Genomic DNA, 24592 nt, shown 5'->3' with positions numbered 1-24592 from the left:
ACCCGGGTCCTAACGGGCGGTGAACGGCTGGTCCGTGGGGACGATCTCCTTGCCGAACGGCATCAGGGAGACGGGGATCAGCTTGAAGTTGGCGATGCCCAGAGGGATGCCGATGATCGTGATGCAGAGGGCGATGCCGGTGGTGATGTGGCCGAGCGCGAGCCACCAGCCGGCGAGGATCAGCCAGAGGACGTTGCCGACGCAGGAGGGCGATCCGGCGTCCCTGCGGTCGACGACGGTGTGGCCGAAAGGCCAGAGCGCGTACACGCCGATCCTGAAGGCGGCGAGGCCGAACGGGATGCCGACGATGGTGATGCAGAGCAGGGCGCCTGCGAGGAGATAGCCGAGGAACATCCAGAACCCGCACAGGACGAGCCAGATGATGTTCAGGATGGTTTTCATGGGCGGCGACCTGCCATCTGTTCCAGTCGGGCGATGCGCTCCGCCATCGGCGGATGGGTGGAGAACATCTTGGCCATTCCCTGTCCGGGACGGAAGGGGTTCGCGATCATCATGTGGCTCGCGGTCTCGATCCTGGGCTCCGGGGGCAGCGGGAGCTGTTTCGTTCCTGCTTCCAGTTTGCGCAGGGCGTCGGCGAGGGCGAGCGGGTCTCCGGTGAGCTGTGCTCCGGAGGCGTCGGCCTCGTACTCGCGGGAGCGGCTGACGGCGAGCTGGATGACGGAGGCGGCGAGCGGGCCCAGGATCATGATCAGGAGCATGCCCAGGAGTCCGGGGCCTTCGTCGTCGTTGGAGCGGCCGATGGGGATGAGCCAGGCGAAGTTGACCAGGAACATGACGACGGAGGCGAGCGCTCCGGCGACGGAGGAGATGAGGATGTCCCGGTTGTAGACATGGCTCAGCTCGTGGCCCAGGACCCCGCGCAGCTCCCGCTCGTCGAGGATCTGGAGGATGCCCTCGGTGCAGCAGACGGCCGCGTTGCGCGGATTGCGGCCGGTGGCGAAGGCGTTGGGCGCCTGGGTCGGCGAGATGTAGAGGCGGGGCATCGGCTGGCGGGCCGCGGTGGAGAGCTCGCGGACGATCCGGTAGAGCTGTGGCGCTTCGAATTCGCTGACGGGGCGGGCCCGCATGGCGCGCAGGGCCAGCTTGTCGCTGTTCCAGTAGGCATAGGCGTTGGTGCCGACGGCCACGACGAGCGCGATGAGCAGGCCCGTACGTCCGAAGAGGCTGCCGATGATGATGATGAGTGCGGACAGTCCCCCGAGGAGTACGGCGGTTTTCAGCCCGTTGTGCCGGCGGTGCACGGTACGCCCTCCAAGTGGTGCGGCAGGGGAACCCTTTGCATGGTGGTGCTCCACTCCCCCAGTGGAGCCTCCCGTACTGGTCAACGCCAGGCGAGGGGAGCTAGTTCCCTTGTGCGTGCGGCCGGAGGACGGAGCCGCTCCGGCGTGATCCGGCCGGTTCCGGCTCCTGGCCCGTACGGCGCGGCACTGGGCCGTACGGGTGTCGGGGCGTGCGTGCGTCGGCGCTGGGCGGTCAGTCGGCTCAGCGCTGGGCGGTCAGTCGGCTCAGCGCCGGAGGCGCGGCCTGGCTCAGCGCTGGACGGGGAGCTTGGCGAGCGCGAGGGCCTCGGGGTCGGGCTCGACCTCGCTGGTGCAGTGGGCGCAGCGGGAGGCGACGGCCGGGATCGGGCTGAAGCAGCGCGGGCAGTCGCGGAGGGCCGCCTTGATGTCGACCTCCTCCTCCTTGGTGAAGCGGTTCTGCACCTTGGTCATGGGGACCACGACGCAGAAGTACAGGACCCCGGCGGTGATGATGAAGGCGATCGCGGCCGCGAGGAACTTTCCGTACGGGAAGATCGCGCCCTCGACCGTGAACTGGGCCGCGCTGAAGTCACCGACCGAGCCGGTGGCGAGGCCGATCAGCGGCGTGATGAAGGCGGTGCTGAAGCCGGTGACGACGGCGGTGAAGGCTGCTCCGACGGCGAGGCCGATCGCCATCGAGATGACGTTTCCCCGCAGGATGAAGTCCTTGAACCCGTTCAGCACTGCTCTCTCTCCTCTATGGATTTCGTACGTCTTCGTCGTGTACGGGACGTAGGCAGCCACGACCTTGCCCTCGGCGGGCGGCCGGGGCAAACCGGTCTTTCGCCTCCGGAGAGCGTCAGAAGAGGGTGACGGCGGCGAATCTCAGGACGAGCTGCGGGGCGCCGGAGAGGAGTATTCCGGCGGCGGCGGTGAGGAAGATCGCCGTGGTGAGCGGGGCGGGGGCCCGGAATCGGCGCGGCGTTCCGGAGGCCGGTGTTCCACTGGCGGCTTCCGCGGTTTCCGGGCTCCTGAAGAGGATCGCGGTCCACTGAAGGTAGTAGTAGAGCGCGATCACGACGTTGACGGCCATCACGACGGCGAGCCAGCCGAGCCCCGCGTCGACGGCCGCCGAGAAGACGGTGACCTTCGCGAAGAGCCCGATGATGCCCGGCGGCAGTCCGGCCAGGCAGAGCAGGAAGAAGGCGAGCGCGAGAGCGGCGAGGGGGCGGGTGGCGTACAGGCCCCGGTGGTCGGCGATGCGGTTGCCGGGCTTCGTACGGGCGACGAGGGCCGCGACGGCGAAGGCGCCGAGGTTCACGACGGCGTACATGAGGGCGTACGCGACGGTGGCGCCGATCTGTTCGTCGCTGGAGTACGCGGCGGCGGCGATCGGGACGAGCAGGAAGCCGGCCTGGGCGACGGAGGACCAGGCGAGGAGCCGGACGGCACTACGGGCGCGGTCGGCCTTCTGGCGCAGAGCCGCGACGTTGCCGACGGTCATGGTGAGGGCGGCCAGGAGGGCGACCGCCGGGCCCCAGACGTCGGCATAAGAAGGGAACGCGATGACGGTGACGAGGATGAGGCCCGAGAAGCCGACGGTCTTTCCGACGACGGAGAGATAGGCGGCGATCGGGAGAGGCGCGCCTACATAGGTGTCGGGAACCCAGAAGTGGAAGGGTGCCGCGGCGGTCTTGAAGGCGAAGCCGACGAGGGTGAGGACGACGCCGGTTTTGGCGAGGGTGTCGAGCACCGGAGGGACGTCGTCGAGGCGGGCGGCGATCTCGGTGAGGTGCAGAGTGCCCGTGGTCGCGTACACGAAGCTGACGCCGAGGAGCATGACCGCGGTGGCGACGACGGAGGAGAGGAAGAACTTGAGCGCGGCCTCGGAGGAGCGCCGGTCGCCGCGTTTGATGCCGACGAGCGCGAAGGCGGGCAGTGAGGCGACTTCCAGAGCGACGACCAGGGTGGCGAGGTCGCGGGAGGCGGGCAGGAGAGCCGCGCCCGCCGCCGAGGCGAGGAGCAGGAACCAGTACTCGCCCGCCGGCAGCTTCCGCGTGTCGTCGAGCGAGAGCAGCGCCGTCAGGAACGCGCCGCCGAGGACGAGGGCCTGGATGACCAGGGTGAAGTGGTCGGCGGTGTAGCTGCACGGCTGGGTGCCGGTGGTGACGCAGAAGGTGGCGCGGTCGCCGGCGCGCAGCGGGATGAGGAGGGCCAGAGCGGCGGCGAGGGCGGTGAGGGTTCCGTAGCCGAGGAGCTTCTTGCGGTGCTCGGGGAGGAAGAGATCGGCGACGAGGACGAGCAGGGCGGCCAGCGCGGTGAGGGTGGGGGGCGCGATGGCGAGCCAGTCGACGTTCTGGACGACGCTGGGGGCGGTGTCGGCCGCCGCGGTGAGGGCGCCCGGGGCGGTGCTGAGGTCCGCGGTCACGACTTGCCTCCTGCGAGGAGCTTCTGCACGGCCGGATCGGTGAGGCCGAGGAGGACGGCGGGCCAGAGTCCGGCGAGAACGGTGAGGGCGGCGAGCGGGGTCCAGGCGGCGGCTTCGTAACCCTGGATGTCGGCGAGTCGCGGGGTGCTTCGGGGCAGCTGAGGGCTTCCGGCAGTCATGGACCGCTCAGGGTCGTCCGCCGGCTGCGGGGTCCGGTCGTCGGGCGAGAACTGGGAGTGCGGTGTGTGCTCGCCCATGCAGACGCGGCGGACCACGATGAGCATGTACGCGGCGGTGAGCAGCGTGCCGAACGCGCCGATGGCCATGAACGTGCGGAACGCCGGGCGGCTGAGGCCCTCGGCGGGGCTGTAGGCGCCGAAGAGGGTGAGCATCTCGCCCCAGAATCCGGCGAGTCCGGGCAGTCCGAGCGAGGCGACGGCGGCGAAGGCGAGCAGAGCGCCGAGGCGAGGCGCGCGGCCGTAGAGGGCGGCTCCGGTGGCGCCGGCGAGGGTGTCCAGGTCGGCGGTGCCGTAACGGTCCTTGATGGCACCGACCAGGAAGAACAGCAGGCCGGTGATGAGGCCGTGGGCGATGTTGGCGAAGAGCGCGCCGTTGACTCCGGTCGGCGTCATGGTGGCGATGCCGAGGAGCACGAAGCCCATGTGGCCGACGGAGGAGTACGCGATGAGCCGCTTGAGGTCGCCCTTGGCGCCGTTGCGGGCCAGGGCCAGGCAGGCGAGCGATCCGTAGACGATGCCGACGACGGCGAACGCGGCGAGGTAGGGCGCGAAGGTGCGCATGCCGTCGGGAGCGACGGGGAGCAGGATCCGGACGAATCCGTACGTTCCCATCTTCAGCAGGACGCCCGCGAGGAGCACCGAGCCGACGGTCGGCGCGGCGGTGTGGGCGTCGGGGAGCCAGCTGTGCAGCGGCCACATCGGAGTCTTCACGGCGAGCCCGACGCCGATCGCGAGAACGGCGATGACCTGCACGGATGTGGTGAGGCCACGGCCGTTGTCAGTGGCGAGTGCCACCATGTCGAAGGTGCCGCTCTTCAGCCCGATGAGGAGCAGGCCGAGCAGCATGACGACCGAGCCGAGCAGCGTGTAGAGGATGAACTTCCAGGCGGCGGCCTGCCGCTGGTCACCGCCCCAGCGGGCGATGAGGAAGTACATCGGGATGAGGACCATCTCGAAGGCGAGGAAGAAGAGCAGCAGGTCGAGGACGGCGAAGGTGGCGAGGGTGCCGGATTCCAGGACGAGGACGAGGGCGGTGAATGCCTTCGGTGAGGGGCCGGCGGGCAGCTTGAAGTAGCTGTACAGCGCGCAGAGGAAGGTCAGCAGCGCGGTGAGGAGCAGGAGGGGGAGCGAGATGCCGTCGATGCCGAGGTGGATGCGGACGTCGAGTGCCGGGATCCAGCTGATGTCGGTGGTCGCCTGCATCGTGGCGGGGTGGTCGTGGTCGAAGCCGACGGCCAGGACGATCGCGGCGATGAGGACGGCGCCGGTCACGGTCACGCCGTGGCGGAGCGCGGCCTGGTCGGGGTTCTTGCCCTTGAGCCCGGGCGGGGCGGGGAGCAGGGCCGCGACGGCGCCGAGGAGTGGGGCGACGACGATGAACGCGAGAAGGAACTGCATCACGGACGGGCTGATATCGGTCACGGTCACGACCCCGCGTTGACGTTGGCGAAGACGACGGCGGCGATCGCCAGGACGAGGGAACCGGCGAGCAGGACGCTGAGGTAGGTCTGCACGTTCCCGGTCTGGGCGCGGCGTACGGCGGTGCCGAGGAGGCGGGTGGCGGCGCCCGATCCGTTGACGTAGGTGTCGACGACCGTGCGGTCCAGGAAGCGTACGAGGCGCGCTGCTTGCTGGACCGGCCGGACGAACACCGCCGTGTACAGGGCGTCGAGGTGGAAGCCGGTGACCGCGTGGCGGTGGAGCGGGCCCAGGAGGAGGCGTCCGGGGTCGGCCGGGTCGGCGGCGTCCGCGATGGTGCCGTAGGCGGCGGTGTGGGACGTCATGGCCTCGGCTTCGACGAGGGCGGGTTCGGCGCCGGGGTGGGCGGCGACGGCACCGATGGGGGTGCGGGCGGCGAGCGCCGTGGTGTGGCGCCAGGCGCCGTAGGTGACCAGCCCGCCGATGAGGCCGACGCCGGTGGAGAGGACGGCGGTGGTGAGGGACGGAGTGAGAGCGTGTCCGTCGAACCAGTTGCCGATCGCTCCTGCGGTGAGGCCGAAGGCGATGGTGGGGACGGCCAGGATCCAGAGGACGGAGGTCATGGCGACGGGCTGGCGGCCGTGGTCGGGCACTTCGGCGCCGCGCCCCTTGAAGGCGAGAAGCCAGAGGCGGGTGGCGTAGGCGGCGGTGAGGACGGCGGCGAGCAGCCCGGCGACGAGGATCGTCCAGCCCACGGCGGCGGGGGCGACGGTCCGGTCTCCCATGGCGGTGTGCTCGGCGGCGACGAGGACGGCTTCCTTGGAGAAGAAGCCGGCGAACGGCGGGATGGCGGCGAGCGCGAGGAGGGCGACGGTCATCGTCCAGTAGGCGTCGGGGATCCGGCGCGCGAGGCCGCCCATTCGGGACATGGCGGCCAGTGAGTTGGTGCCGGCGGCGTGGATGACGACGCCGGCCGCGAGGAAGAGGACGGCTTTGAACGCACCGTGCGAGATCAGGTGGAAGACGGCGGCGCCGCGGTCGGCGACGGCCAGGGCACCGGACATGTAGCCGAGCTGACCGATCGTCGAGTAGGCGAGGACGCGCTTGATGTCGTCCTGCGCGAGGGCGGCGAGTCCGGAGCCGATCATCGTGACGGCCGCCATCACGGCGAGGACGGTGAGGGCCGCGCCGGAGGCGGCGAAGACGGGGAGCAGCCGGGCCACGAAGTAGATCCCGGCGGCGACCATCGTCGCGGCGTGGATGAGCGCGGAGACGGGGGTGGGACCGGCCATCGCGTCGGGCAGCCAGGTGTGCAGGGGGAACTGCGCGGACTTCCCGGCGACGCCCGCGAGGAGCAGCAGGGCGATGAGGGTGGGGTGGTCCAGGCCGCCGTTGGTGACGGCGGCGAGGATCTTGGTGATCCGGAAGCTGCCGGTGTCGGCGGCCAGGGCGAACAGGCCGATCAGGAAGGGGACATCGCCGAGCTTGGTGACGAGGAAGGCCTTGAGGGAGGCGGCGCGGGCTTCGGGCGTCTCCCAGTAGTGGCCGACCAGGAAGTACGAGCAGATGCCCATGATCTCCCAGCCGACCAGGAGCACCATCAGGTCGCCGGAGTAGACGACGAGCAGCATCGCGGAGGTGAAGAGGGAGACCAGGGCCGCGTAGGAGGGGTAGCGGGCGTCGTCGCGGAGGTAGGCCGTGGAGTAGAGCTGTACGCAGGTGGCGACGGCCCCGACGAGGACGGCGACCAGGACCGCGAAGCCGTCCAGGTGCAGGGCCAGGTCGATGGGGATCGACCCGGTGGGGGTGAGCTGGGTCGCGGCGTCGATGGCGCGGCCGCCACCTTGGCGGACGGCGACGACCACGGCGAGGACGGCCGCGGTGAGCGTCGGCAGGATCGCCAGAGGGCGGACGAAGCCGGGGGCGGTGCGGCCGAGAGCGAGTCCGGCGACGGCTCCGAGGAAGGGGAGGAGCGGGACGAGGGCGGCGAGGGTCGTCGTGGTCACGAGGTGGCCTCTGCGTTCTTGGTGTGCCCTGCGTTCGTGGTGCTGCCTGCCGTTGCGGTGTTGGCGGTGCCTGCGGTGCCCGCGGTGTCGTCGGACTCGGCGTCAGCCGGCTCGGCGGTGTCGCTCTCGACGGTGTCGCGGAGCCGGTCGATGTCGGAGGTGCCGCGGTTGCGGTAGACGGCGAGGACGATCGCGAGGCCGATGCCGATCTCGGCCGCGGCGATGGCGATGGTGAAGAGGGTGAGGGCCTGACCGGAGTGGAGGGTGTCGCGGAGCCAGACGTCGAAGGCGACGAGGTTGAGGTTGACGGCGTTGAGCATCAGCTCGACGGACATCAGGACCAGGATCGCGTTGCGGCGGGCGAGGACGCCGTAGAGGCCGGTGCAGAAGAGGAGGGCGGCGAGTACGGCGGGATAGGCGAGGTGCATCAGCGCTGCTCCTCCTGGCCCTTGCCGCTGTCCTGCTGTCGTCGGGCGGCGGCCGGGACGGACCGTACCGCCGTGTCCGTGTCGTGCTTGCGGGACAGGACGATGGCGCCGACGAGGGCGGCGAGGAGAAGGACCGAGAGCGCCTCGAAGGGGAGGACCCAGTTCCGGAAGAGGAAGGCCCCGGTGACGGCGGTGGAGCCCTGGGCCGGTCCTTCGAGGTCGATCCAGGTCGTACGGAAGGCGTCCACGACGACCCAGACGAGCGCGGCCGCCGAGGCGAGGGCCACACCGAGGGCCACCCACCGGTTGCCGGAGTCGGCGTCCGGGGAGCGGCCGATGGGGGCCCGGGTGAGCATCAGGCCGAAGAGGAGGAGGACGACGATGGAACCGACGTAGATCAGTACCTGCACCCAGGCGATGAACTCCGCCGTCAGCAAAAGGTATTCGACGGCCAGTCCGCCGAGCGCCACGACGAGCCAGAGGGCGGCGTGCACCAGCTGCCTGGTCGTGACGGTGATGACGGCGGCGCCGAGAGTGGCGAGGCCGACGAGGACGAAGGCGATCTCGACGCCGGTCGGGGAGAGGAAGCCGGGGTGGCCGGCGGCTGCGGCCAAGGGCGATGCAGATGCAGATGCGATGGAGTACGTCACGGGGTTCCTCCCTCCTCACTTTGCTGAGCCTGCTGGGCGGCGAGTTTGTCGGCCGTCTTGCGGGCGGCGGCGATCTCCTTCGGCTCCTCCGCCCCGGGGTCGAGCGCGGGCGGTTCCGGCACGGTCCACATCCACTCGCGGAGCTTGTCCCGCTCATGGGTGAGCTCGTGGATGTCCGTCTCGGCGTACTCGAACTCCGGCGACCAGAAGAGGGCGTCGAAGGGGCAGACCTCGATGCAGATACCGCAGTACATGCAGAGGGAGAAGTCGATGGCGAAGCGGTCCAGGACGTTACGGCTGCGCTCGCGACCGCCGGGCGCGGCGGGCGGCACCGTCTCCTTGTGGGAGTCGATGTAGATGCACCAGTCGGGACATTCACGGGCACAGAGCATGCAGACCGTGCAGTTCTCCTCGAACAGCCCGATGACACCGCGGGAGCGGGGCGGGAGTTCGGGCTGGGTGTCCGGGTACTGCGCGGTGACGGTCTTCTTCGTCATCGTACGGAGGGTGACGGCGAGGCCTTTGGCGAGGCCGGATCCAGGGATCGGGGGCACTAGTTGATCGCCACCTTCACGATGCCGGTGAGCGCGATCTGCGCGAGGGCGAGAGGGACGAGAGTGGTCCAGGCGAGCTTCTGCAACTGGTCCTCCCGCAGACGCGGGTAGCTGACGCGCAGCCAGATGACGACGAACGCGAGGAGGGCGGTCTTGATGAGGGTCCAGAGCCAGCCGAGTCCGTCGGCGCCGAACGGGCCGTGCCAGCCGCCGAGGAAGAGGACGGTGGTCAGGGCGCAGAGGATGACGATGCCGGCGTACTCGGCGAGCAGGAACAGCGCGAAGCGCAGCCCTGTGTACTCGGTGTACGCGCCGAAAATGATCTCGGAATCGGCGACCGGCATGTCGAAGGGCGGGCGCTGGAGTTCGGCGAGACCGGCGACGAAGAAGACCAGGGCTCCGACGATCTGCCAGGGCAGCCACCACCATGCGAAGGCGTCGAGGATGCCGGTGAGCGAGACCGTGCCGGCCGCCATGGCCACGGAGGCGGCTGCGAGGAGCATCGGGAGTTCGTAGGAGAGGAGCTGGGCGGCTGTGCGGAGGCCGCCGAGCAGGGAGAACTTGTTGGCCGAAGCCCAGCCCGCCATGAGCGAGCCGAGGACGCCGATGCCCATGACGGCCAGTACGAAGAAGATGCCCGCGTCGATGACCTGGCCGACCGCGCCGTCACCGGGACCGATGGGGATGGCCACGAGGACGAGGAGGTACGGGAGGAGGGCGACGGCGGGGGCGAGCTGGAAGACGCGGCGGTCGGCGGCGGCCGGGACCACGTCTTCCTTCTGTGCGAACTTCACGCCGTCCGCGACGAGCTGGGCCCAGCCGTGGAAGCCGCCGGCGTACATGGGGCCCAGGCGGCCCTGCATGTGGGCCATCACCTTGTGCTCGGTCTGGCCCACGAGGAGGGGCGCGACCAGGAACACGACGAAGACGATGGCCAGGCGGAGGGCGACGTCGAACACGTCGTTCACTCGGTATCGCCTCCGGCGGGGTGAGGGGTGTCGGGGTCGGGCTTGCCCGGCTTGTCAGGGTCGGGCTTGTCGGAATCGTGCTTCGGGGGTGCCTGGGGTGTCGATGCGGGGTCGGGGGTGGCGTCGCTGCGCTCGACCTCTCCCCTACCCGCCCCTTCCCGAACCGGGGACTCTGCCGGTGGGCCCTCGCTCCTCGAACGCCGGAGGGGCTGGGATGGGGCGTCGCCCTCCTCCGAAGGCGTCCGAGGCTGAGAGGAAGCGTCGGGGCCCTCAGGGTCATCGGGGCTCCCCGACGGGGTCTGCGGCCTGTCCGATGAGGCGTCCGGGTCGTCGAACGCCGGTTGGGCGTCGTGCCAGGGGGCGTCCGTGGAGCGGGTGCGCTGGCTGGCCGAGCCGTCCGAGACCGAGCGGGAGCGGCGCGGCGGGCGCGGTGCGGCGGCTTCCGGGTTCTGCTGCTGGCTCGCCGAGCCGTCGGAGGCGGAGCGGGCGCGGCGCGGGCGCGCGGACGGTGACGACCCGGGCGGTACGTCGGCGGAGGACGTGCCTCCGGGAGGCACGGGCGAAGGCGGTACGGCCTCCGGCGAGGTCGGACCCGACGGACGCGCGGGCGTCCCAGCCTCAGGCGTAACAGCTTCAGGGGCCGCGCCTCCGCGCCCGGAAGCCTCTGGCGGCCCAGGCTGCGGGCGTTGCGCCGCCGAGCCCTCGCCGGCCGAGCGGGTACGGCGCGGCGGGCGGTCGGTCGCCGCGGCCGCAGGGCGGGCTGCGCGGGCGGGGCGAGTCGTGGCAGGAGGAAGCTGGCCCTTGAGCGGGCCCCATTCGTTCGGGTCCGGGACGCCGGGGGGAAGCATCGTGCGGCGCTTGGGGCCGCCGTGTTCGGACTCGCCGGGTTCCTTCGCTCCGGGCCAGGCCTTGGCGACCCGGGCGGCCAGGACGAAGTCCTTGCGGAGCGGGTGGCCTTCGAAGCCTTCCGGCAGCAGGAGCGGGTCGAGGCCGGGGTGGTCCGCGAAGGCGACGCCGAACATCTCGTGCGTCTCGCGCTCGTGCCAGGCCGCGCCCGCGTAGACGTCGATCGCGCTGGGCAGGACGGCCGCGTCGTGCGGGACGGTGGTACGCAGCATCAGTCGGCGGACCGTGCCGCCGCCGAGCGCCACGACATGGGCGCAGACCCGGAAGCCGGTGCCCGGCTCGTCCACGGCGCTGAGCCAGTCGAAGTAGCTGCAGCCGAGCTCGTCGCGGGCGGTCCGCAGCGCGGTGATCCACTCCGTGGCGGGGATGTCGACGGTGAGCAGGTCGTAGGCGGACTCCGCCGTCGCCTCCTTGCCGAACAACTCCGCGACGGCGTCCGGCAGCCGGTCGTACGGGTGGGCCGCTTCGGGCTGACGCTCGCTCACCGCCGCTCCTCCCCCGGCTCTGTTCCCGGTGCCGTCGGTGCGGCGACCAGGCCGCTGCGCAACGCCGCCGTTGAGGGGCCGCCGGTGGGGCCGGTCGCGTACCGCTCCGCCAGGGACTCGCGCGCGATCTTCTCCTGGAGCTTGAGAATGCCCTGGAGCAGCGCTTCGGGCCGGGGCGGGCAGCCGGGTACGTACACATCTACGGGGATGATCTGGTCGACGCCCTTGGTGACGGAGTACGAGTCCCAGTAGGGGCCGCCGCAGTTGGAGCAGGCGCCGAAGGAGATGACGTACTTCGGTTCGGGCATCTGCTCGTAGAGGCGCTTGACCGCCGGGGCCATCTTGTCCGTCACCGTGCCGGAGACGATCATCAGGTCCGCCTGGCGCGGTCCTGGCGCGAAGGGGATCACGCCGAGCCGGATGAAGTCGTGACGCGCCATGGAGGCGGCGATGAACTCGATGGCGCAGCAGGCGAGTCCGAAGTTGAAGACCCAGAGGCTGTAGCGGCGGCCCCAGTTGAGGACGACCTTCATCGGTTCGGGCGCGAGCCGGGAGAGGAGGCCGAGGCGCTGGGGCTCCGGGAGCAGTACCGGTTCCGCTGCGGTCGCCGCCGACGGGTCGGCCGAGGGCTCGGACTGCTGTTCCTCGGGGGTCGGCCGGCTCGTCAGGCCCATGCGAGGACGCCCTTCTTCCATGCGTAGAGCAGTCCCACGGCGAGGAAGCCGAGGAAGATGAACATTTCCACCAGCGTGGTGGCGCCGTATCCGGGTGCCGCGAAGACCGTGGCCCACGGGAACAGGAAGATGGAGTCGACGGCGAAGATGACGTAGAGGAAGGCGTAGACGTAGTAGCGGACCTGGGTGTGGGCCCAGCCCTCACCGACCGGGTCGACGCCGCACTCGTACGTCAGAAGCTTCTCCGGCGTCGGCACCACGGGTCGCAGGAGCCGTCCCGCTCCGAACGCGACGGCGACGAACAGGACGCCGATCAGCGCGAGCAGGCCGACCACCGAGTAGCTCTGGAAGTACTCCGACGCGAGGGTGGTCGATGCGCCGGTCGGCAGGCCCGGTGCGTGCGGCACGTACGCCACGTGCGGCACTTCCGGCACGTACGCCACGTCCTTCACGTCCGCCCCTCGCTCCTCGTCATCCAGTTCTGGCCCCTGACGTTCCCGGGGCCCCTTCGTACGCACGGGAGTCTAGGCCCTGATAAACGCACAGTAAGCAGCCGCGTCACACCTGGAGTCTTTCGTTCGGATCAGCCCGGCATGAACCAGACGAAAGACGTAGGTGGGGCTATCCCTACTTCAGGCCACCTACGAGCCCCATGGCGTGGGCGAACACGGCCCGGCAGGCTGGTTCCATGACCATGAGCCCTTCCGTTCCTGACCCCGACCGGCCGCCGCCCGCCCGCCTCGCTCTCGACCGGTGGACCTGGCGGGAGATAGCGCACCTGCTGGTCAATCTGCCGATGGCCATCGCCGGATTCGTCTACGCGCTGCTCGTGATCGCTGTCGGCGTGGGCCTCTCCGTCACCGTGGTCGGACTGCCGGTGCTGGTCAGCGGGTTGCGGGGCGCGCGGTGGCTGGGCCGGGTGGAGCGGTGGCGGGCGCGGTCGATGCTCGGGGTGCGGATGGAGGAGCCGAGCCCGCTGGCGCTCGGTCGTCGGGACAGAGGGGTCTTCGCCTGGCTCTGGTCGGGGCTGAAGGATCCGGTGGGGTGGCGTTCGCTGCTCTATGCGTTCATCCGACTGCCGTGGGGCGTCCTGACGTTCGCGGTGACGCTGGTGAGCTTGATCGTCCTGTGGCCGGTGCTCCCGTTCATCGCGCGCGGGCTGACGGCGGCCGACCGGGCGATGGTGCGGGGGTTGTTGTCGCCTTCGGACGAGTTGGAGCGGCGGATCGCGGAGTTGGAATCGGACCGGGGTGTGGTCGTGGACACGGCCGCCGCCGATCTGCGCCGGATCGAGCGCGACCTCCACGACGGCGCGCAGGCCCGGCTGGTGGCGCTCGCTATGGGGCTGGGACTGGCGAAGGAGAAGCTGACGGACGATCCGGCGGCGGCCGCGCGGATGGTGGAGGAGGCCCATGGCGAAGTGAAGGTCGCGCTTCAGGAGTTGCGTGATCTCGCCCGGGGTATTCATCCCGCTGTCCTCACCGACCGTGGCCTCGACGCCGCCCTCTCCGCCGTCGCCTCCCGCTGCACCGTCCCCGTCAGGGTGTCGGTGGATCTGCCGGGGCGTCCGGCGGAGGCGATCGAGGGCATCGCCTACTTCACCGTGTCGGAGCTCCTCCAGAACGTCAGCAAGCACAGCGGTGCCCGATCCGCCTCCGTGAAGGTGTGGCGGGCGGCGGACCGGTTGCTGATCCAGGTCACGGACGACGGTTCCGGCGGGGCGCGGATGGACGGCGGTACGGGCATGGCGGGCCTGGCCGAGCGGCTGGGCGCGGTGGACGGGCTGTTCGTCCTGGACTCCCCGGTGGGCGGGCCGACGGCGGTCACCGCCGAGCTGCCCTGGCGCGACCGGGCCCCGGCCGGCAGCCGGTCCTCCTGAGCCTTCCGTGCGCGTAACAGGGGTGGGGAAAACCCCCGTACGGATACGGAGACCCGCCACATGGTGCCGGAGAGGGCGGCCGAGCACCCTTGAAGGAGCAGGAGTCGCAGCGGACGAACACGAGCGCGGGGCGGGGAGACGGGGCTCTCCGCAGATCGGCAACGCAGTCGACAGAAGAGCTCGGCAGAAAGAGCTCGACAGAAGAAACGGAAACGGACGGCACTCATGGCCACGGCATACGGACCCGACACCCGGGACCACCAGGCACCGGGCGCGCGCGGCCACACAGGCCAGGGCGTCGGACCTCAGGGACAGGCCCCGGCGAAGCACTTCCTCCCGGCGGCGCTGCGCGCGCCTCTGGAGGCCCGCAGCTGGCGCGAGCTCCTCTATGTCGTGCTGAGCCTGCCGCTGAGCACGGCGATCTTCGTCTTCGCGATCACCATGACGTCGGTCGGCGCCGGCCTGCTCGTCACCTTCATCGGCATTCCGCTGCTGGCCGTCGGCCTGGCCGCCTGCCGGGGGTTCGGGGTGCTGGAGCGGGCCCGCGCGCGCGGGCTGCTGAAGCTGGACGTGGCGGAGCCGGTGCGGGTGCGCGGGAAGAGCGGCGGCCCGATGTCATGGGTGGGCGCGGTCCTGAAGAGCGGCGTCTCCTGGCGCCACCTTCTTTACGCGCTGCTCCACTTCCCGTGGGCCGTGTTCACGTTCTGCGTGTCGGTGACGTTCTGGGCATACGGCTTGGCGGCGCTGACGTATCCGCTGTGGCAGTGGATCTTCCCGGTCTTCGTGGGCGCCGACGGCATCCAGCTGTACGGGGACCGCACCCACGCGTACTACCTGGACTCGCCCGCCGAGCTGGCGGCGACGAGCGCGGTGGGCCTGGTGCTGGTGCTGGTGTCGCCGTGGATCGTGCGCGGGCTGGTCTCGGTGGACCGGCTGATGGTGTCCGGCCTGCTGGGCCCGTCGGCGCTCTCCGCCCGGGTCACCGAGCTGGAGTCGGACCGGGGCGTGGTCGTGGACACGGCCGCCGCCGACCTGCGCCGGATAGAGCGGGACCTCCACGACGGCGCGCAGGCCCGGCTGGTCGCTCTGGCCATGGACCTGGGCCTGGCGAAGGAGAAGTTCACGGACGACCCGGAGGCGGCCGCGCGGATGGTGGACGAGGCCCACGGCGAGGTGAAGGTGGCGTTGCAGGAGCTGCGTGACCTCGCGCGGGGCATCCATCCCGCCGTCCTCACCGACCGCGGTCTCGACGCGGCCCTCTCCGCCATCGCCTCCCGCTGCACCGTGCCGGTCACGGTCGAGGTGGACCTGGACGCCCGGCCCGCGCAGGCCATCGAGGGCATCGCGTACTTCACCGTGTCGGAGCTGCTGCAGAACGTCAGCAAGCACGCGCGGGCGACCCGGGCCACGGTCGATGTGTGGCGGACGTCCGACCGGCTGATGCTCCAGGTCACGGACAACGGACGGGGCGGCGCGTCCGCCTCGGCCGGCAGCGGTCTGGCCGGGCTGACGGAGCGGCTGGACGCGGTGGACGGCGTCCTGGTGGTGAACTCACCGCCCGGCGGCCCGACGACGATCACCGCAGAGCTCCCCTGGCGCGGCTGACCCCGACGACCCGCCGCCCGGCCCGGCCCGCCCCGGCCCCTCAGGGCCGACGGCCACCCCGCCAAGGGTTCGATCCTCAATCGCCGGACGGGCTGGAAGTCCGCCGCGCCGGCCAGCCGCTCCCGGCCTCCGCCTCCGCGGAGGCGGACGGGTTATCCACAGGGGGTCCATCCATGGGGCGGGCCTGGGATGCTGGAGGTGTCGGGCGCAGGGCGCACAGCAGACCAGCGGGGGACAGAGCAGCGTGGAGCACGTGGAGAACAGGGTGCGGGTGGTCATCGCCGAGGATTCGGTTTTGCTGCGGGAAGGGCTCACCCGCCTGCTGACCGATCTCGGGCACGACGTGGTCGCGGGGGTGGGCGACGCCGAGGCGCTGCTGAAGACCGTGGCGGACCTAGGGGCGGAGCAGGCGTTGCCCGATGTGGTGGTGGCCGACGTGCGGATGCCGCCGACCCACACGGACGAGGGCGTACGGGCGGCGGTGCGGCTGCGGAAGGAGTATCCGGGGATAGGGGTGCTGGTCCTTTCGCAGTACGTGGAGGAGCAGTACGCCACCGAGCTGCTGGCGGGCAGCAGCCGGGGCGTGGGGTATCTGCTCAAGGACCGGGTGGCCGAGGTCCGCGAGTTCGTCGACGCGGTCGTGCGGGTGGCGGGTGGCGGGACGGCGCTGGACCCGGAAGTGGTGGCGCAGCTGCTGGGCCGCAGCCGTAAGCAGGACGTGCTGACGGGGTTGACGCCGCGCGAGCGGGAGGTCCTGGGACTGATGGCCGAGGGGAGGACGAACTCGGCGATCGCCCGGCAGCTCGTGGTGAGCGACGGGGCGGTGGAGAAGCATGTCAGCAACATCTTCCAGAAGCTCGGGCTCTCGCCCAGCGACGGGGACCACCGGCGCGTCCTCGCCGTACTGACCTACCTGAACTCCTAGCTATCTGACACTCTGTCAGCTGGCGGCCGGAACCGCTGATGGGCGCCCGATGAGCACCCGGCGTGCACCCTATGGATCTCCGCGGGAAGTGTCCGGCGATCGCCCACCGGGCAGTCCTGGGCTGCAGGACCTAGCACCGAAGACCTACCAGCAGAGCACTTCCATCCAACGGTCATCCAGCGATCGGAGGACTTGAGAAAGATGGCAAAACGGGCTAAAAGGGTGTCTCAAAACGGCGTCCACCATATGATCGGCCCCTGGAGGGCGAACCGCACGGACGTAGGGTTGCCTCTGGGACCGCCGGCTGGCCGGACGGTTCCGAACCGCCGCCCCAAGGGAGGTCCAGTTCAGTGACGAGCCAGGTCAGTAGCGCGGAGAAGGCCGATGAGGCCAACGACGCCGTCCTCGGGGGCCAGCGCGCCCCCTTGTCAGGAACGACGGGAACCACCGGCGGCGACGGGAAAGAGGTCCGCCGCCTGGACCGGGTGATCATCCGCTTCGCGGGTGACTCGGGTGACGGGATGCAGCTCACGGGTGACCGGTTCACCTCGGAGACGGCATCGTTCGGGAACGACCTCTCCACCCTGCCGAACTTCCCGGCCGAGATCCGGGCCCCCGCAGGCACCCTGCCGGGGGTTTCTTCCTTCCAGCTCCACTTTGCCGATCATGACATCCTCACGCCCGGCGACGCTCCGAACGTCCTGGTCGCGATGAACCCCGCCGCTCTGAAGGCGAACATCGACGACGTGCCGCGTGGCGCCGAGATCATTGTGAACACCGACGAGTTCACCAAGCGCCCGATGGCGAAGGTCGGGTATGCGACCAGTCCGCTGGAGGACGGGTCGCTGGAGGCGTTCAACGTCCATCCGGTGCCGCTGACGACGCTGACGATCGAGGCGTTGAAGGAGTTCGGGCTCTCCCGCAAGGAGGCCGAGCGGTCGAAGAACATGTTCGCTCTCGGGCTGCTGTCGTGGATGTACCACCGGCCGACGGAGGGGACGGAGACGTTCCTGCGGCAGAAGTTCGCGAAGAAGCCGCAGATCGCCGAGGCGAACGTGGCCGCCTTCCGGGCCGGATGGAATTTCGGCGAGACGACCGAGGATTTCGCGGTCTCCTACGAGGTCGCTCCGGCCTCGCATGCCTTCCCGACCGGCACCTACCGCAACATCTCCGGGAACCTGGCGCTCTCCTACGGCCTGATCGCCGCCGGGCAGCTGGCGGACCTGCCGCTCTACCTGGGCTCGTATCCGATCACTCCGGCCTCGGACATCCTGCACGAGCTGTCCAAGCACAAGAACTTCGGCGTGCGCACCTTCCAGGCCGAGGACGAGATCGCCGGGATCGGCGCGGCGCTCGGTGCGGCGTTCGGCGGGGCGCTCGGGGTGACCACGACGTCGGGGCCGGGTGTGGCGCTGAAGTCGGAGACCATCGGGCTCGCGGTCTCCTTGGAGCTGCCGCTGCTGATCATCGACATCCAGCGCGGCGGGCCCTCCACCGGGCTGCCGACCAAGACCGAGCAGGCCGACCTGCTCCAGGCGATGTACGGGAGGAACGGCGAGGCACCGGTGCCGATCGTGGCCCCGCAGACCCCGGCCGACTGCTTCGAGGCCGCGATCGAGGCGGCCCGGATCGCGCTGACGTACCGGACGCCGGTGTTCCTGCTCTCCGACGGCTATCTGGCCAACGGTTCCGAGCCGTGGCGCATCCCGGAGACCGACAGCCTGCCCGACCTCACCACGCCGTTCGCCACCGGCCCGAACCACACCCTGGCCGACGGCACCGAGGTCTTCTGGCCCTACAAGCGCGACCCGCAGACCCTGGCCCGCCCCTGGGCCGTGCCCGGCACGCCCGGTCTCGAACACCGCATCGGCGGCATCGAGAAGCAGGACGGCACCGGCAACATCTCCTACGACCCCGCCAACCACGACCTGATGGTCCGCACCCGCCAGGCGAAGGTCGACAACATCGAGGTCCCCGACCTCGTCGTCGACGACCCCGCCGGTGCGGCGACGCTGGTGCTCGGTTGGGGCTCGACGTACGGGCCGATCACCGCCGCCGTCCGCCGGCTCCGCGCCGCCGGACAGCCCATCGCCCAGGCGCACCTCAGACACCTCAACCCCTTCCCGAGGAACCTCGGCGAGGTGCTGAAGAGTTACGAGAAGGTCGTCGTCCCGGAGATGAACCTCGGACAGCTCGCGATGCTGCTGCGGGCGAAGTATCTGGTGGACGCGCACAGCTACAACCAGGTCAACGGCATGCCGTTCAAGGCCGAGCAGCTCGCCACAGCTCTCAAGGAGGCCATCGATGCCTGACACCCAGGAACTGCTCCACAACGAGCTGTTGCAGCTGGTGCCCAAGGCCGAGGCGAAACAGTCCATGAAGGACTTCAAATCCGACCAGGAAGTGCGCTGGTGCCCGGGCTGCGGCGACTACGCCGTCCTCGCCGCGGTACAGGGCTTCATGCCGGAGCTGGGCCTCGCGAAGGAGAACATCGCCTTCGTCTCCGGCATCGGCTGCTCCTCCCGCTTCCCGTACTACATGAACACGTACGGGATGCACTCCATCCACGGCCGCGCCCCGTCCATCGCCACCGGGCTCGCCACCTCACGCCGTGATCTGTCGGTCTGGGTGGTGACCGGTGACGGCGACGCGCTCTCCATCGGCGGCAACCACCTCATCCACGCGCTGCGCCGCAACGTCAACCTCAAGATCCTGCTCTTCAACAACCGGATCTACGGGCTGACCAAAGGCCAGTACAGCCCCACCTCCGAGGTCGGCAAGATCACCAAGTCGACGCCGATGGGTTCGCTCGACGCGCCTTTCAACCCGGTGTCCCTCGCCATCGGCGCGGAGGCCTCGTTCGTGGCGCGCACGGTCGACTCCGACCGTAAGCACCTCACCAGCGTGCTGCGCGCGGCGGCCGAGCATCCGGGCACGGCGCTCGTGGAGATCTACCAGAACTGCAACATCTTCAACGACGGCGCCTTCGAGGTCCTCAAGGACAAGGAGCAGGCCGCCGAGGCCGTCATCCGCCTGGAACACGGAGAGCCGATCCTCTTCGGGGCCGACGGCTCCAAGGGCGTCGTCCGCAACCAGGCCACCGGTGATCTGGAGGTCGTCGCCGTCACCGACGAGAACCGCTCGCAGGTCCTCGTCCACGACGCCCACGCCGACTCTCCGACCACGGCGTTCGCGCTCTCCCGCCTCGCCGACGCCGACACCCTGCACCACACGCCCATCGGTGTGCTGCGCAGCGTGGAGCGGCCGGTCTACGACACGCTGATGTCCGACCAGGTGGACGCCGCCGTGGAGCGCGACGGCAAGGGCGACCTCGGCGCGCTGCTCGCCGGGGCCGACACCTGGACCGTCGTCGGCTGAGAAGCACCAGCGGTACGGCAGCGGCCCGAGCCCGATCCCCGAACCAGGACACGATCTGGAGGATCAGGCCCGGGCCTCGTCGTATGCCGCGCGCGCCGCCTGCACCGCGTCCACCTGGCGTTCGGTCCAGCGGGCGAGGGCCCACACCTGTTCGGCGGCCTCGGTGCCGAGCGCGGTGAGCGAGTAGTCCACGCGAGGCGGGATCACCGGCTTGGCGTCCCGGTGGACGAAGCCGTCGCGCTCCAGCGTCTGGAGGGTCTGGGCCAGCATCTTCTCGCTGACCCCGCCGATCGTGCGGCGCAGCTCGCTGAAGCGGTACGAGCGCTCCAGCAGCGCCGCCAGGACGAGGACGCCCCAGCGGCTCGTCACATGCTCCAGCACGAGCCGGGACGGACACATCGGCTGGTTGACGTCCTGGACCGGCTTCGGCAGACCCGCCAGGCCGACCGGAGCCGCGCTCTTTGCTCCACCATCACTCACTCCCATGCCAGTACCTTACTTCAAAGTGGGTACTTTCCATTAGTTAGCGCTCCACCTACGCTCGATCGGTAAGCAATCACCGACTCGCAGGAGCCCCCCATGAGCATCGTCGTCACCGGAGCCACCGGAGAACTCGGCCGCCTCGTCATCGACGAACTGCTGGCCACGGTCCCGGCCGGCGAGGTCGTCGCCGTCGTCCGCAACAAGGAGAAGGCCGCCGCACTCGCCGCGCGAGGCGTCGAGCTCCGGATCGCCGACTACGACCGCCCCGAAACGCTGACCGACGTCTTCCGGGCCGGCGACCGGGTGCTGCTGATCTCCGGCAGCGAGGTCGGCAAGCGGGTCGCGCAGCACACCGCGCTCATCGAGGCGGCCAGGGCGGCGGGCGTGGCGCAGCTCGCGTACACCGGCGTCCTCGGCGGACCGGACGCGGACTTCACGCTGGCCGACGAGCACAAGACGACCGAGCAGCTGATCCTGGACTCCGGGCTGCCGTACACGTTCCTGCGCAACGGCTGGTACACGGAGAACTACACCGCCAACCTCGCGCCCGTCCTGGAGCACGGCGCGGTCGTCACCAACGCCGGCGAGGGCCGGATCGCCTCCGCCTCGCGGGCCGACTTCGCTGCCGCCGCATCAGCCGTGCTCACCGGCGAGGGCCACCTCGGCCAGGCCTACGAGCTGAGCGGCGACACCGCCTGGTCGCTCGCCGAGTACGCGGCCCTGCTGGCCGAGGTGACCGGCAAGGAGATCGCGTACAAGAACGTCCCGGCGGCCGTACACCAGGAGATCCTGGTCGGCGCGGGCCTGCCGGAAGGGTTCGCCGCGATCCTCACCGACGTGGACGAGGCCATCGAGCGCGGCCGGCTCGCGGGAACCAGCGGCGACCTGGCCCGGCTGATCGGCCGCCCGACCACTCCGCTGGCCACGACGGTCCGCACGGCTCTCGCCACTGCCTGACCGTCCGACCGCCCAACCTCCGACCGGCTGAACGCCTGCCACACACACCTGTCATGAGTGTTTACCTGAAACGGCTATGACACGAGGCCCTTCCGGCGCTACCGTCATCCCGTCGGCAGACGTGCCGGTATGGAGAGCGGCGCAGGTAGTCCTGGAGGGGCCCGTGAAGGGGAAGAACGAACAGCGGGCCGGCCTGCTGTACGGAGTCGGCGCGTACGGGATGTGGGGCATCGTGCCTCTCTTCTGGCCGCTCCTGAAGCCGTCCGGCGCGGTCGAGATCCTCGCGCACCGGATGGTCTGGTCGCTGGCCGTCGTCGGGATCGCGCTGCTCGTGGTCCGGCGCTGGGCATGGATCGGCGAGCTGGCGCGCGACCGGCGCAAGCTGGGCCTCGTATCGCTGGCGGCGGCGACCATCACCGTCAACTGGGGCCTGTACATCTGGGCCGTCAACAACGGCCAGGTCGTCGAGGCCTCGCTCGGCTACTTCATCAATCCGCTGGTCACCATCGCCATGGGTGTCCTCCTGCTCGGCGAGCGGCTGCGGCCGGCGCAGTGGATCGCGGTCGCCACCGGCCTGGCCGCCGTGCTCGTCCTGGCGATCGGGTACGGGCGGCCGCCGTGGATCTCGCTGGTGCTGGCGTTCTCCTTCGCCACGTACGGCCTGATCAAGAAGAAGGTCAACATGGGCGGTCTGGAGTCGCTGGCCGCCGAGACCGCCGTCCTCTTCCTGCCCGCACTCGGCTTCCTGCTCTGGCTGACGGCCACCGGCGCGTCCACGTTCACGGCCGGGGACGCGGGGCTGGGCCACGGGGCGCTGCTCGCCGCGACGGGCATCGTCACGGCGGTGCCGCTGATCTGCTTCGGCGCGGCGGCGATCCGGGTGCCGCTCTCGACGCTGGGGCTGCTCCAGTACCTGGCGCCGGTCTTCCAGTTCGCGCTGGGCATCGTCTACTTCCACGAGGAGATGCCGCCCGAGCGGTGGGCCGGCTTCGCGCTGGTCTGGTTGGCCCTCTCCCTCCTGACCTGGGACGCCCTGCGCAACGCCCGCCGCAACCGGGCCCTGGCCACCCAGCTCCTGGCCACCGCGGCGGCGGTCCCGGCGCCCGCCGAACCTTCCGCCCAACAAAAGGTTACCTAGTTGCCCTTATTGCTCAGTTACGTTTTTTCGGTTACTCCGGAACCGTGACCGAGGAGCAGCAACGGCATGATCGACGTACTCATCGTGGGAGCCGGCCCCACCGGTCTGACCCTGGCCCTCGACCTGACCCGGCGAGGAGCCGCCGTACGCATAGCGGACAGGTCCGCCGCCCATCCCCGCACCTCGCGCGCCAAGGGCCCGAACCCCCGGTCGCTGGAGATCCTGGCGGACCTCGGAGTCGCCGAGGAGGTGCTGCCCTCGCGGGCGGGCTCGGGACGGACACCGGGATCCAGGACGCCTTCAACCCCCCGACGCCTCCTGCCGGGACGCCGTCACCGGCGAGCGCACGCGCCTGTACGACACGGGCTCCGCGCCTGCCGGGTGTACGCGGCTCATGAGGACCTCGGCGCGGCGGAGCCGGGCCCGGTGCTCGCCGAGGTGATCGACGACCAGGGTCACGCGGCAGCCGCGTACGGCATCGGCCCAGGTGGAAGCGGCCTCGCCGTCATCCGGCCCGACCACCACGTCGGCATCGTGGCCTCGGCCGGTGACGCCGGTTCCGTACGGGAGTACCTGCGGCTGCCGCACGGAGCGCCCGGCATGGTGGACGCGGTGCGATAAGGCTGATTGAGTGCCCGGATGGGGACTGTCCTGGGCGGGATGAGGAACGTGCGGTGGCACGAGCTGCAGCACGCGTACGGCTCCGCGTCCCAGGTTCCCGGCATGCTGTCGCGGATCGCCTGGGGTGACGGTCCGACCGCCGAGGACGCGCTGAGCGACCTGGACCGGTGGATCGGCGCACCGGCCGTGTTCGACGCGACCGTGGCGGCCGTGCCGTTCCTGTGGGAGCTGGCGGCGACGGAGAGCGTCCAGGACCGGGCCGGTGTGCTGGACCTGCTCGCCTCGATCCTCGCCGCCGGCCACGCCCGGCACCCGGAGTGGACCCGCGCCGCGCACGAGGCGGTGGCGGAGGGCCGTTCCACGGCGGCCCGGCTGGCCGTGGACGCCTCGTCGCCGCAGGCCGTACGGGATGCCGCCGCGCGGTTGCCGGCCGCGCTGGACGGGCACACCTGCGCGGCCTGCCGACCGCGTACGGTCTGAAACCGCCGACCGGCTAGGACAGCTCCGCCGCCACCCGGTCCATCACGCTCTTCCAGTGCGTACGCCGTTCCTCCCGCTCCTCCGTGCTCGCCAGCCGTTCCTGGTGAAAACGGAGCACCGACCGGTCCTCCGAGCTGCCGGACGACACCGTGACCTGGACGGTGGACGTGCCGTAGGTGAGGCGGACGCGGTCGCCGGGGTGGTAGCTGCGGATCTCGCCTTCGGTGCCGTCCGCCGTACGGTACGGAGCGCCCTTCTCCGACGGCAGCGGCCCTTCGGCGCCGAGCCAGAGCGCGACACCGTCCGGGCCGGTGATGAACTCCCATACGGCCTGCGGAGGTTGCCGGATCGTGCGGGAGACGCCGATCTCCCAGCCGGCGTCCTGAGTGAGTCCGGTAGGCATGGCACGCTCCTTCGGTCGGTGGCCGGTCGGTGATCAGCCGGCGGTCAGTCGTCAGCAGTCAGCCGGGCGCGGTGGGCCCGGACCTTGTGGCGGTTTCCGCACCGCTCCATCGAGCACCAGCGCCGCCTGCCCGGCCGCGAGGTGTCGACGAACAGCAGGCGGCAGTCGTCGGAGCCGCACGTGCGGATCCGGTGCGCGTACGGTCCCGTGAACAGCTCGACGGCGTCCCGCGCCAGGGTCGAGAGCAGCCCGGTACCCGTCGCGCCCGCCGCCCACGCGCGCGTCCCTTCGGCGGTCAGCCGGGCCGTCAGCGGCGGATGCGCCGCTGCGTCGTTCACCGTGGCGAGGTCGTCCGACCCGGGCTCCAGCGTGGACACATGTGCCTCCGCCAGCCGCCAGAGCGCGTCACGCAGACGGCGCGCGTCCGCCACCTCGGCCGCGCTCACGGTCAGGCCGAGCCGGCCGGGCAGCCGGCTCTCGTCCGCCCAGCGCACCAGGTCCTCCGGCCCGTGCAGCACCTCGAAGTACGCGAGGCGGCCGGGCCCACCGGTCGGCAGGAGCTCCAGGCACAGAGCGCCCGGATCGAACCGGAACGAGCTGCCGTCCGGATGCACCAGCAGCATCCCCGAAGCCGCGGCCCGTCCCGCGCCGCCCGCTCCCGGCGTGTCCATTGCGCTCGCACTCATGTAACCACTATAAACGGT

The 24592-nt window shown here is 70.6% G+C and carries 24 protein-coding genes and 1 pseudogene; 9 read left to right on the top strand and 16 right to left on the bottom strand.

Annotated features, from left to right (window positions below; genetic code table 11):
* Positions 1 to 9 precede the first annotated feature (9 nt).
* The 13 genes from ABZ267_RS22400 to ABZ267_RS22340 all read right to left on the bottom strand — a co-directional run bounded on the left by ABZ267_RS22400 (position 10) and on the right by ABZ267_RS22340 (position 12426).
* Positions 10 to 402, bottom strand: coding sequence for a YccF domain-containing protein (locus ABZ267_RS22400; RefSeq protein ID WP_356747752.1), 393 nt, complete (start codon positions 400 to 402; stop codon positions 10 to 12).
* Positions 399 to 1262 (bottom strand): zinc metalloprotease HtpX, encoded by an 864-nt coding sequence (gene htpX / locus ABZ267_RS22395; protein ID WP_356747750.1) that lies wholly within the window; start codon positions 1260 to 1262, stop codon positions 399 to 401. The genes ABZ267_RS22400 and htpX overlap by 4 nt, the downstream gene beginning before the upstream one ends.
* 288 nt (positions 1263 to 1550) lie before the next feature.
* Positions 1551 to 2006 carry a large conductance mechanosensitive channel protein MscL gene (gene mscL / locus ABZ267_RS22390; protein WP_356747748.1) on the bottom strand — a complete coding sequence of 152 codons (456 nt, stop codon included), beginning with the start codon at positions 2004 to 2006 and terminating at the stop codon, positions 1551 to 1553.
* Between the two features lie 115 nt (positions 2007 to 2121).
* Positions 2122 to 3690, bottom strand: coding sequence for an NADH-quinone oxidoreductase subunit N (locus ABZ267_RS22385; RefSeq protein ID WP_356747746.1), 1569 nt, complete (start codon positions 3688 to 3690; stop codon positions 2122 to 2124).
* Positions 3687 to 5357 (bottom strand): NADH-quinone oxidoreductase subunit M, encoded by a 1671-nt coding sequence (locus tag ABZ267_RS22380; RefSeq protein ID WP_356747744.1) that lies wholly within the window; start codon positions 5355 to 5357, stop codon positions 3687 to 3689. The genes ABZ267_RS22385 and ABZ267_RS22380 overlap by 4 nt, the downstream gene beginning before the upstream one ends.
* Positions 5354 to 7354 carry an NADH-quinone oxidoreductase subunit L gene (locus ABZ267_RS22375; protein ID WP_356747742.1) on the bottom strand — a complete coding sequence of 667 codons (2001 nt, stop codon included), beginning with the start codon at positions 7352 to 7354 and terminating at the stop codon, positions 5354 to 5356. Before ABZ267_RS22375 ends, ABZ267_RS22380 begins: the two co-directional genes overlap by 4 nt.
* The gene (gene nuoK / locus ABZ267_RS22370) at positions 7351 to 7782 is read right to left on the bottom strand and encodes an NADH-quinone oxidoreductase subunit NuoK (protein WP_356747740.1); all 432 of its coding nucleotides are present in this window, start codon (positions 7780 to 7782) and stop codon (positions 7351 to 7353) included. The genes ABZ267_RS22375 and nuoK overlap by 4 nt, the downstream gene beginning before the upstream one ends.
* Complete coding sequence (locus ABZ267_RS22365) at positions 7782 to 8396, bottom strand: NADH-quinone oxidoreductase subunit J (protein WP_356899722.1); 615 nt, start codon at positions 8394 to 8396, stop codon at positions 7782 to 7784. Before ABZ267_RS22365 ends, nuoK begins: the two co-directional genes overlap by 1 nt.
* 32 nt (positions 8397 to 8428) lie before the next feature.
* Positions 8429 to 8986, bottom strand: a complete 558-nt coding sequence (locus ABZ267_RS22360; RefSeq protein ID WP_015610667.1) for an NADH-quinone oxidoreductase subunit I — start codon at positions 8984 to 8986, stop codon at positions 8429 to 8431.
* Positions 8986 to 9954, bottom strand: a complete 969-nt coding sequence (locus tag ABZ267_RS22355; protein WP_356747737.1) for a complex I subunit 1 family protein — start codon at positions 9952 to 9954, stop codon at positions 8986 to 8988. Before ABZ267_RS22355 ends, ABZ267_RS22360 begins: the two co-directional genes overlap by 1 nt.
* The gene (locus tag ABZ267_RS22350) at positions 9951 to 11345 is read right to left on the bottom strand and encodes an NADH-quinone oxidoreductase subunit C (RefSeq protein WP_356747735.1); all 1395 of its coding nucleotides are present in this window, start codon (positions 11343 to 11345) and stop codon (positions 9951 to 9953) included. Before ABZ267_RS22350 ends, ABZ267_RS22355 begins: the two co-directional genes overlap by 4 nt.
* Positions 11342 to 12019 (bottom strand): NADH-quinone oxidoreductase subunit B family protein, encoded by a 678-nt coding sequence (locus ABZ267_RS22345; RefSeq protein WP_356747733.1) that lies wholly within the window; start codon positions 12017 to 12019, stop codon positions 11342 to 11344. The genes ABZ267_RS22350 and ABZ267_RS22345 overlap by 4 nt, the downstream gene beginning before the upstream one ends.
* Positions 12010 to 12426, bottom strand: coding sequence for an NADH-quinone oxidoreductase subunit A (locus ABZ267_RS22340; protein WP_356747883.1), 417 nt, complete (start codon positions 12424 to 12426; stop codon positions 12010 to 12012). The genes ABZ267_RS22345 and ABZ267_RS22340 overlap by 10 nt, the downstream gene beginning before the upstream one ends.
* A 281-nt stretch (positions 12427 to 12707) precedes the next feature.
* On the opposite strand from ABZ267_RS22340, the gene ABZ267_RS22335 reads away from it, so the two are divergent.
* The 5 genes from ABZ267_RS22335 to ABZ267_RS22315 all read left to right on the top strand — a co-directional run bounded on the left by ABZ267_RS22335 (position 12708) and on the right by ABZ267_RS22315 (position 19806).
* Positions 12708 to 13898 (top strand): sensor domain-containing protein, encoded by a 1191-nt coding sequence (locus ABZ267_RS22335; protein ID WP_356747731.1) that lies wholly within the window; start codon positions 12708 to 12710, stop codon positions 13896 to 13898.
* A gap of 225 nt (positions 13899 to 14123) precedes the next feature.
* A complete protein-coding gene (locus tag ABZ267_RS22330; protein ID WP_356747729.1) occupies positions 14124 to 15503 on the top strand; it encodes a sensor domain-containing protein in 1380 nt (459 codons plus the stop codon).
* A 265-nt stretch (positions 15504 to 15768) separates the two neighbouring features.
* Positions 15769 to 16428 carry a response regulator transcription factor gene (locus tag ABZ267_RS22325; RefSeq protein ID WP_356747881.1) on the top strand — a complete coding sequence of 220 codons (660 nt, stop codon included), beginning with the start codon at positions 15769 to 15771 and terminating at the stop codon, positions 16426 to 16428.
* A 350-nt stretch (positions 16429 to 16778) separates the two neighbouring features.
* Complete coding sequence (locus tag ABZ267_RS22320; RefSeq protein WP_356747727.1) at positions 16779 to 18740, top strand: 2-oxoacid:acceptor oxidoreductase subunit alpha; 1962 nt, start codon at positions 16779 to 16781, stop codon at positions 18738 to 18740.
* Complete coding sequence (locus tag ABZ267_RS22315) at positions 18733 to 19806, top strand: 2-oxoacid:ferredoxin oxidoreductase subunit beta (RefSeq protein ID WP_356747725.1); 1074 nt, start codon at positions 18733 to 18735, stop codon at positions 19804 to 19806. The genes ABZ267_RS22320 and ABZ267_RS22315 overlap by 8 nt, the downstream gene beginning before the upstream one ends.
* Before the next feature lie 63 nt (positions 19807 to 19869).
* Here ABZ267_RS22315 and ABZ267_RS22310 read toward each other — a convergent pair whose 3' ends face one another.
* Positions 19870 to 20292, bottom strand: a complete 423-nt coding sequence (locus ABZ267_RS22310; protein WP_356747723.1) for a helix-turn-helix domain-containing protein — start codon at positions 20290 to 20292, stop codon at positions 19870 to 19872.
* Positions 20293 to 20385: 93 nt separating this feature from the next.
* Here ABZ267_RS22310 and ABZ267_RS22305 point away from each other — a divergent pair, with 93 nt between their 5' ends.
* The 4 genes and pseudogenes from ABZ267_RS22305 to ABZ267_RS22290 all read left to right on the top strand — a co-directional run bounded on the left by ABZ267_RS22305 (position 20386) and on the right by ABZ267_RS22290 (position 23485).
* Positions 20386 to 21246, top strand: a complete 861-nt coding sequence (locus ABZ267_RS22305; RefSeq protein ID WP_356747721.1) for an SDR family oxidoreductase — start codon at positions 20386 to 20388, stop codon at positions 21244 to 21246.
* A 163-nt stretch (positions 21247 to 21409) separates the two neighbouring features.
* Positions 21410 to 22384: an EamA family transporter RarD gene (gene rarD, locus ABZ267_RS22300; protein WP_356747719.1), complete on the top strand. Its 975-nt coding sequence runs from the start codon at positions 21410 to 21412 to the stop codon at positions 22382 to 22384.
* Between the two features lie 66 nt (positions 22385 to 22450).
* A pseudogene (locus ABZ267_RS22295) lies at positions 22451 to 22651 on the top strand (FAD-dependent oxidoreductase); the annotation flags it as partial.
* 372 nt (positions 22652 to 23023) lie between these two features.
* Complete coding sequence (locus ABZ267_RS22290) at positions 23024 to 23485, top strand: hypothetical protein (RefSeq protein WP_356747717.1); 462 nt, start codon at positions 23024 to 23026, stop codon at positions 23483 to 23485.
* A 13-nt stretch (positions 23486 to 23498) separates the two neighbouring features.
* Here the strand turns inward: ABZ267_RS22290 and ABZ267_RS22285 are convergent, their stop codons facing one another.
* Together ABZ267_RS22285 and ABZ267_RS22280 are read right to left on the bottom strand one after the other, a co-directional pair.
* A complete protein-coding gene (locus tag ABZ267_RS22285) occupies positions 23499 to 23888 on the bottom strand; it encodes an SRPBCC domain-containing protein (protein ID WP_356747715.1) in 390 nt (129 codons plus the stop codon).
* 44 nt (positions 23889 to 23932) lie between these two features.
* Positions 23933 to 24511: an ABATE domain-containing protein gene (locus ABZ267_RS22280; RefSeq protein WP_356747879.1), complete on the bottom strand. Its 579-nt coding sequence runs from the start codon at positions 24509 to 24511 to the stop codon at positions 23933 to 23935.
* Positions 24512 to 24592 lie beyond the last annotated feature (81 nt).

The organism is Streptomyces sp. NPDC006174 (assembly GCF_040614075.1).
Classification (GTDB): Bacteria; Actinomycetota; Actinomycetes; order Streptomycetales; family Streptomycetaceae; genus Streptomyces.
The sequence above is the reverse complement of the archived record's forward strand: the minus strand, read 5'-3'. Positions and strand labels throughout refer to the sequence as shown.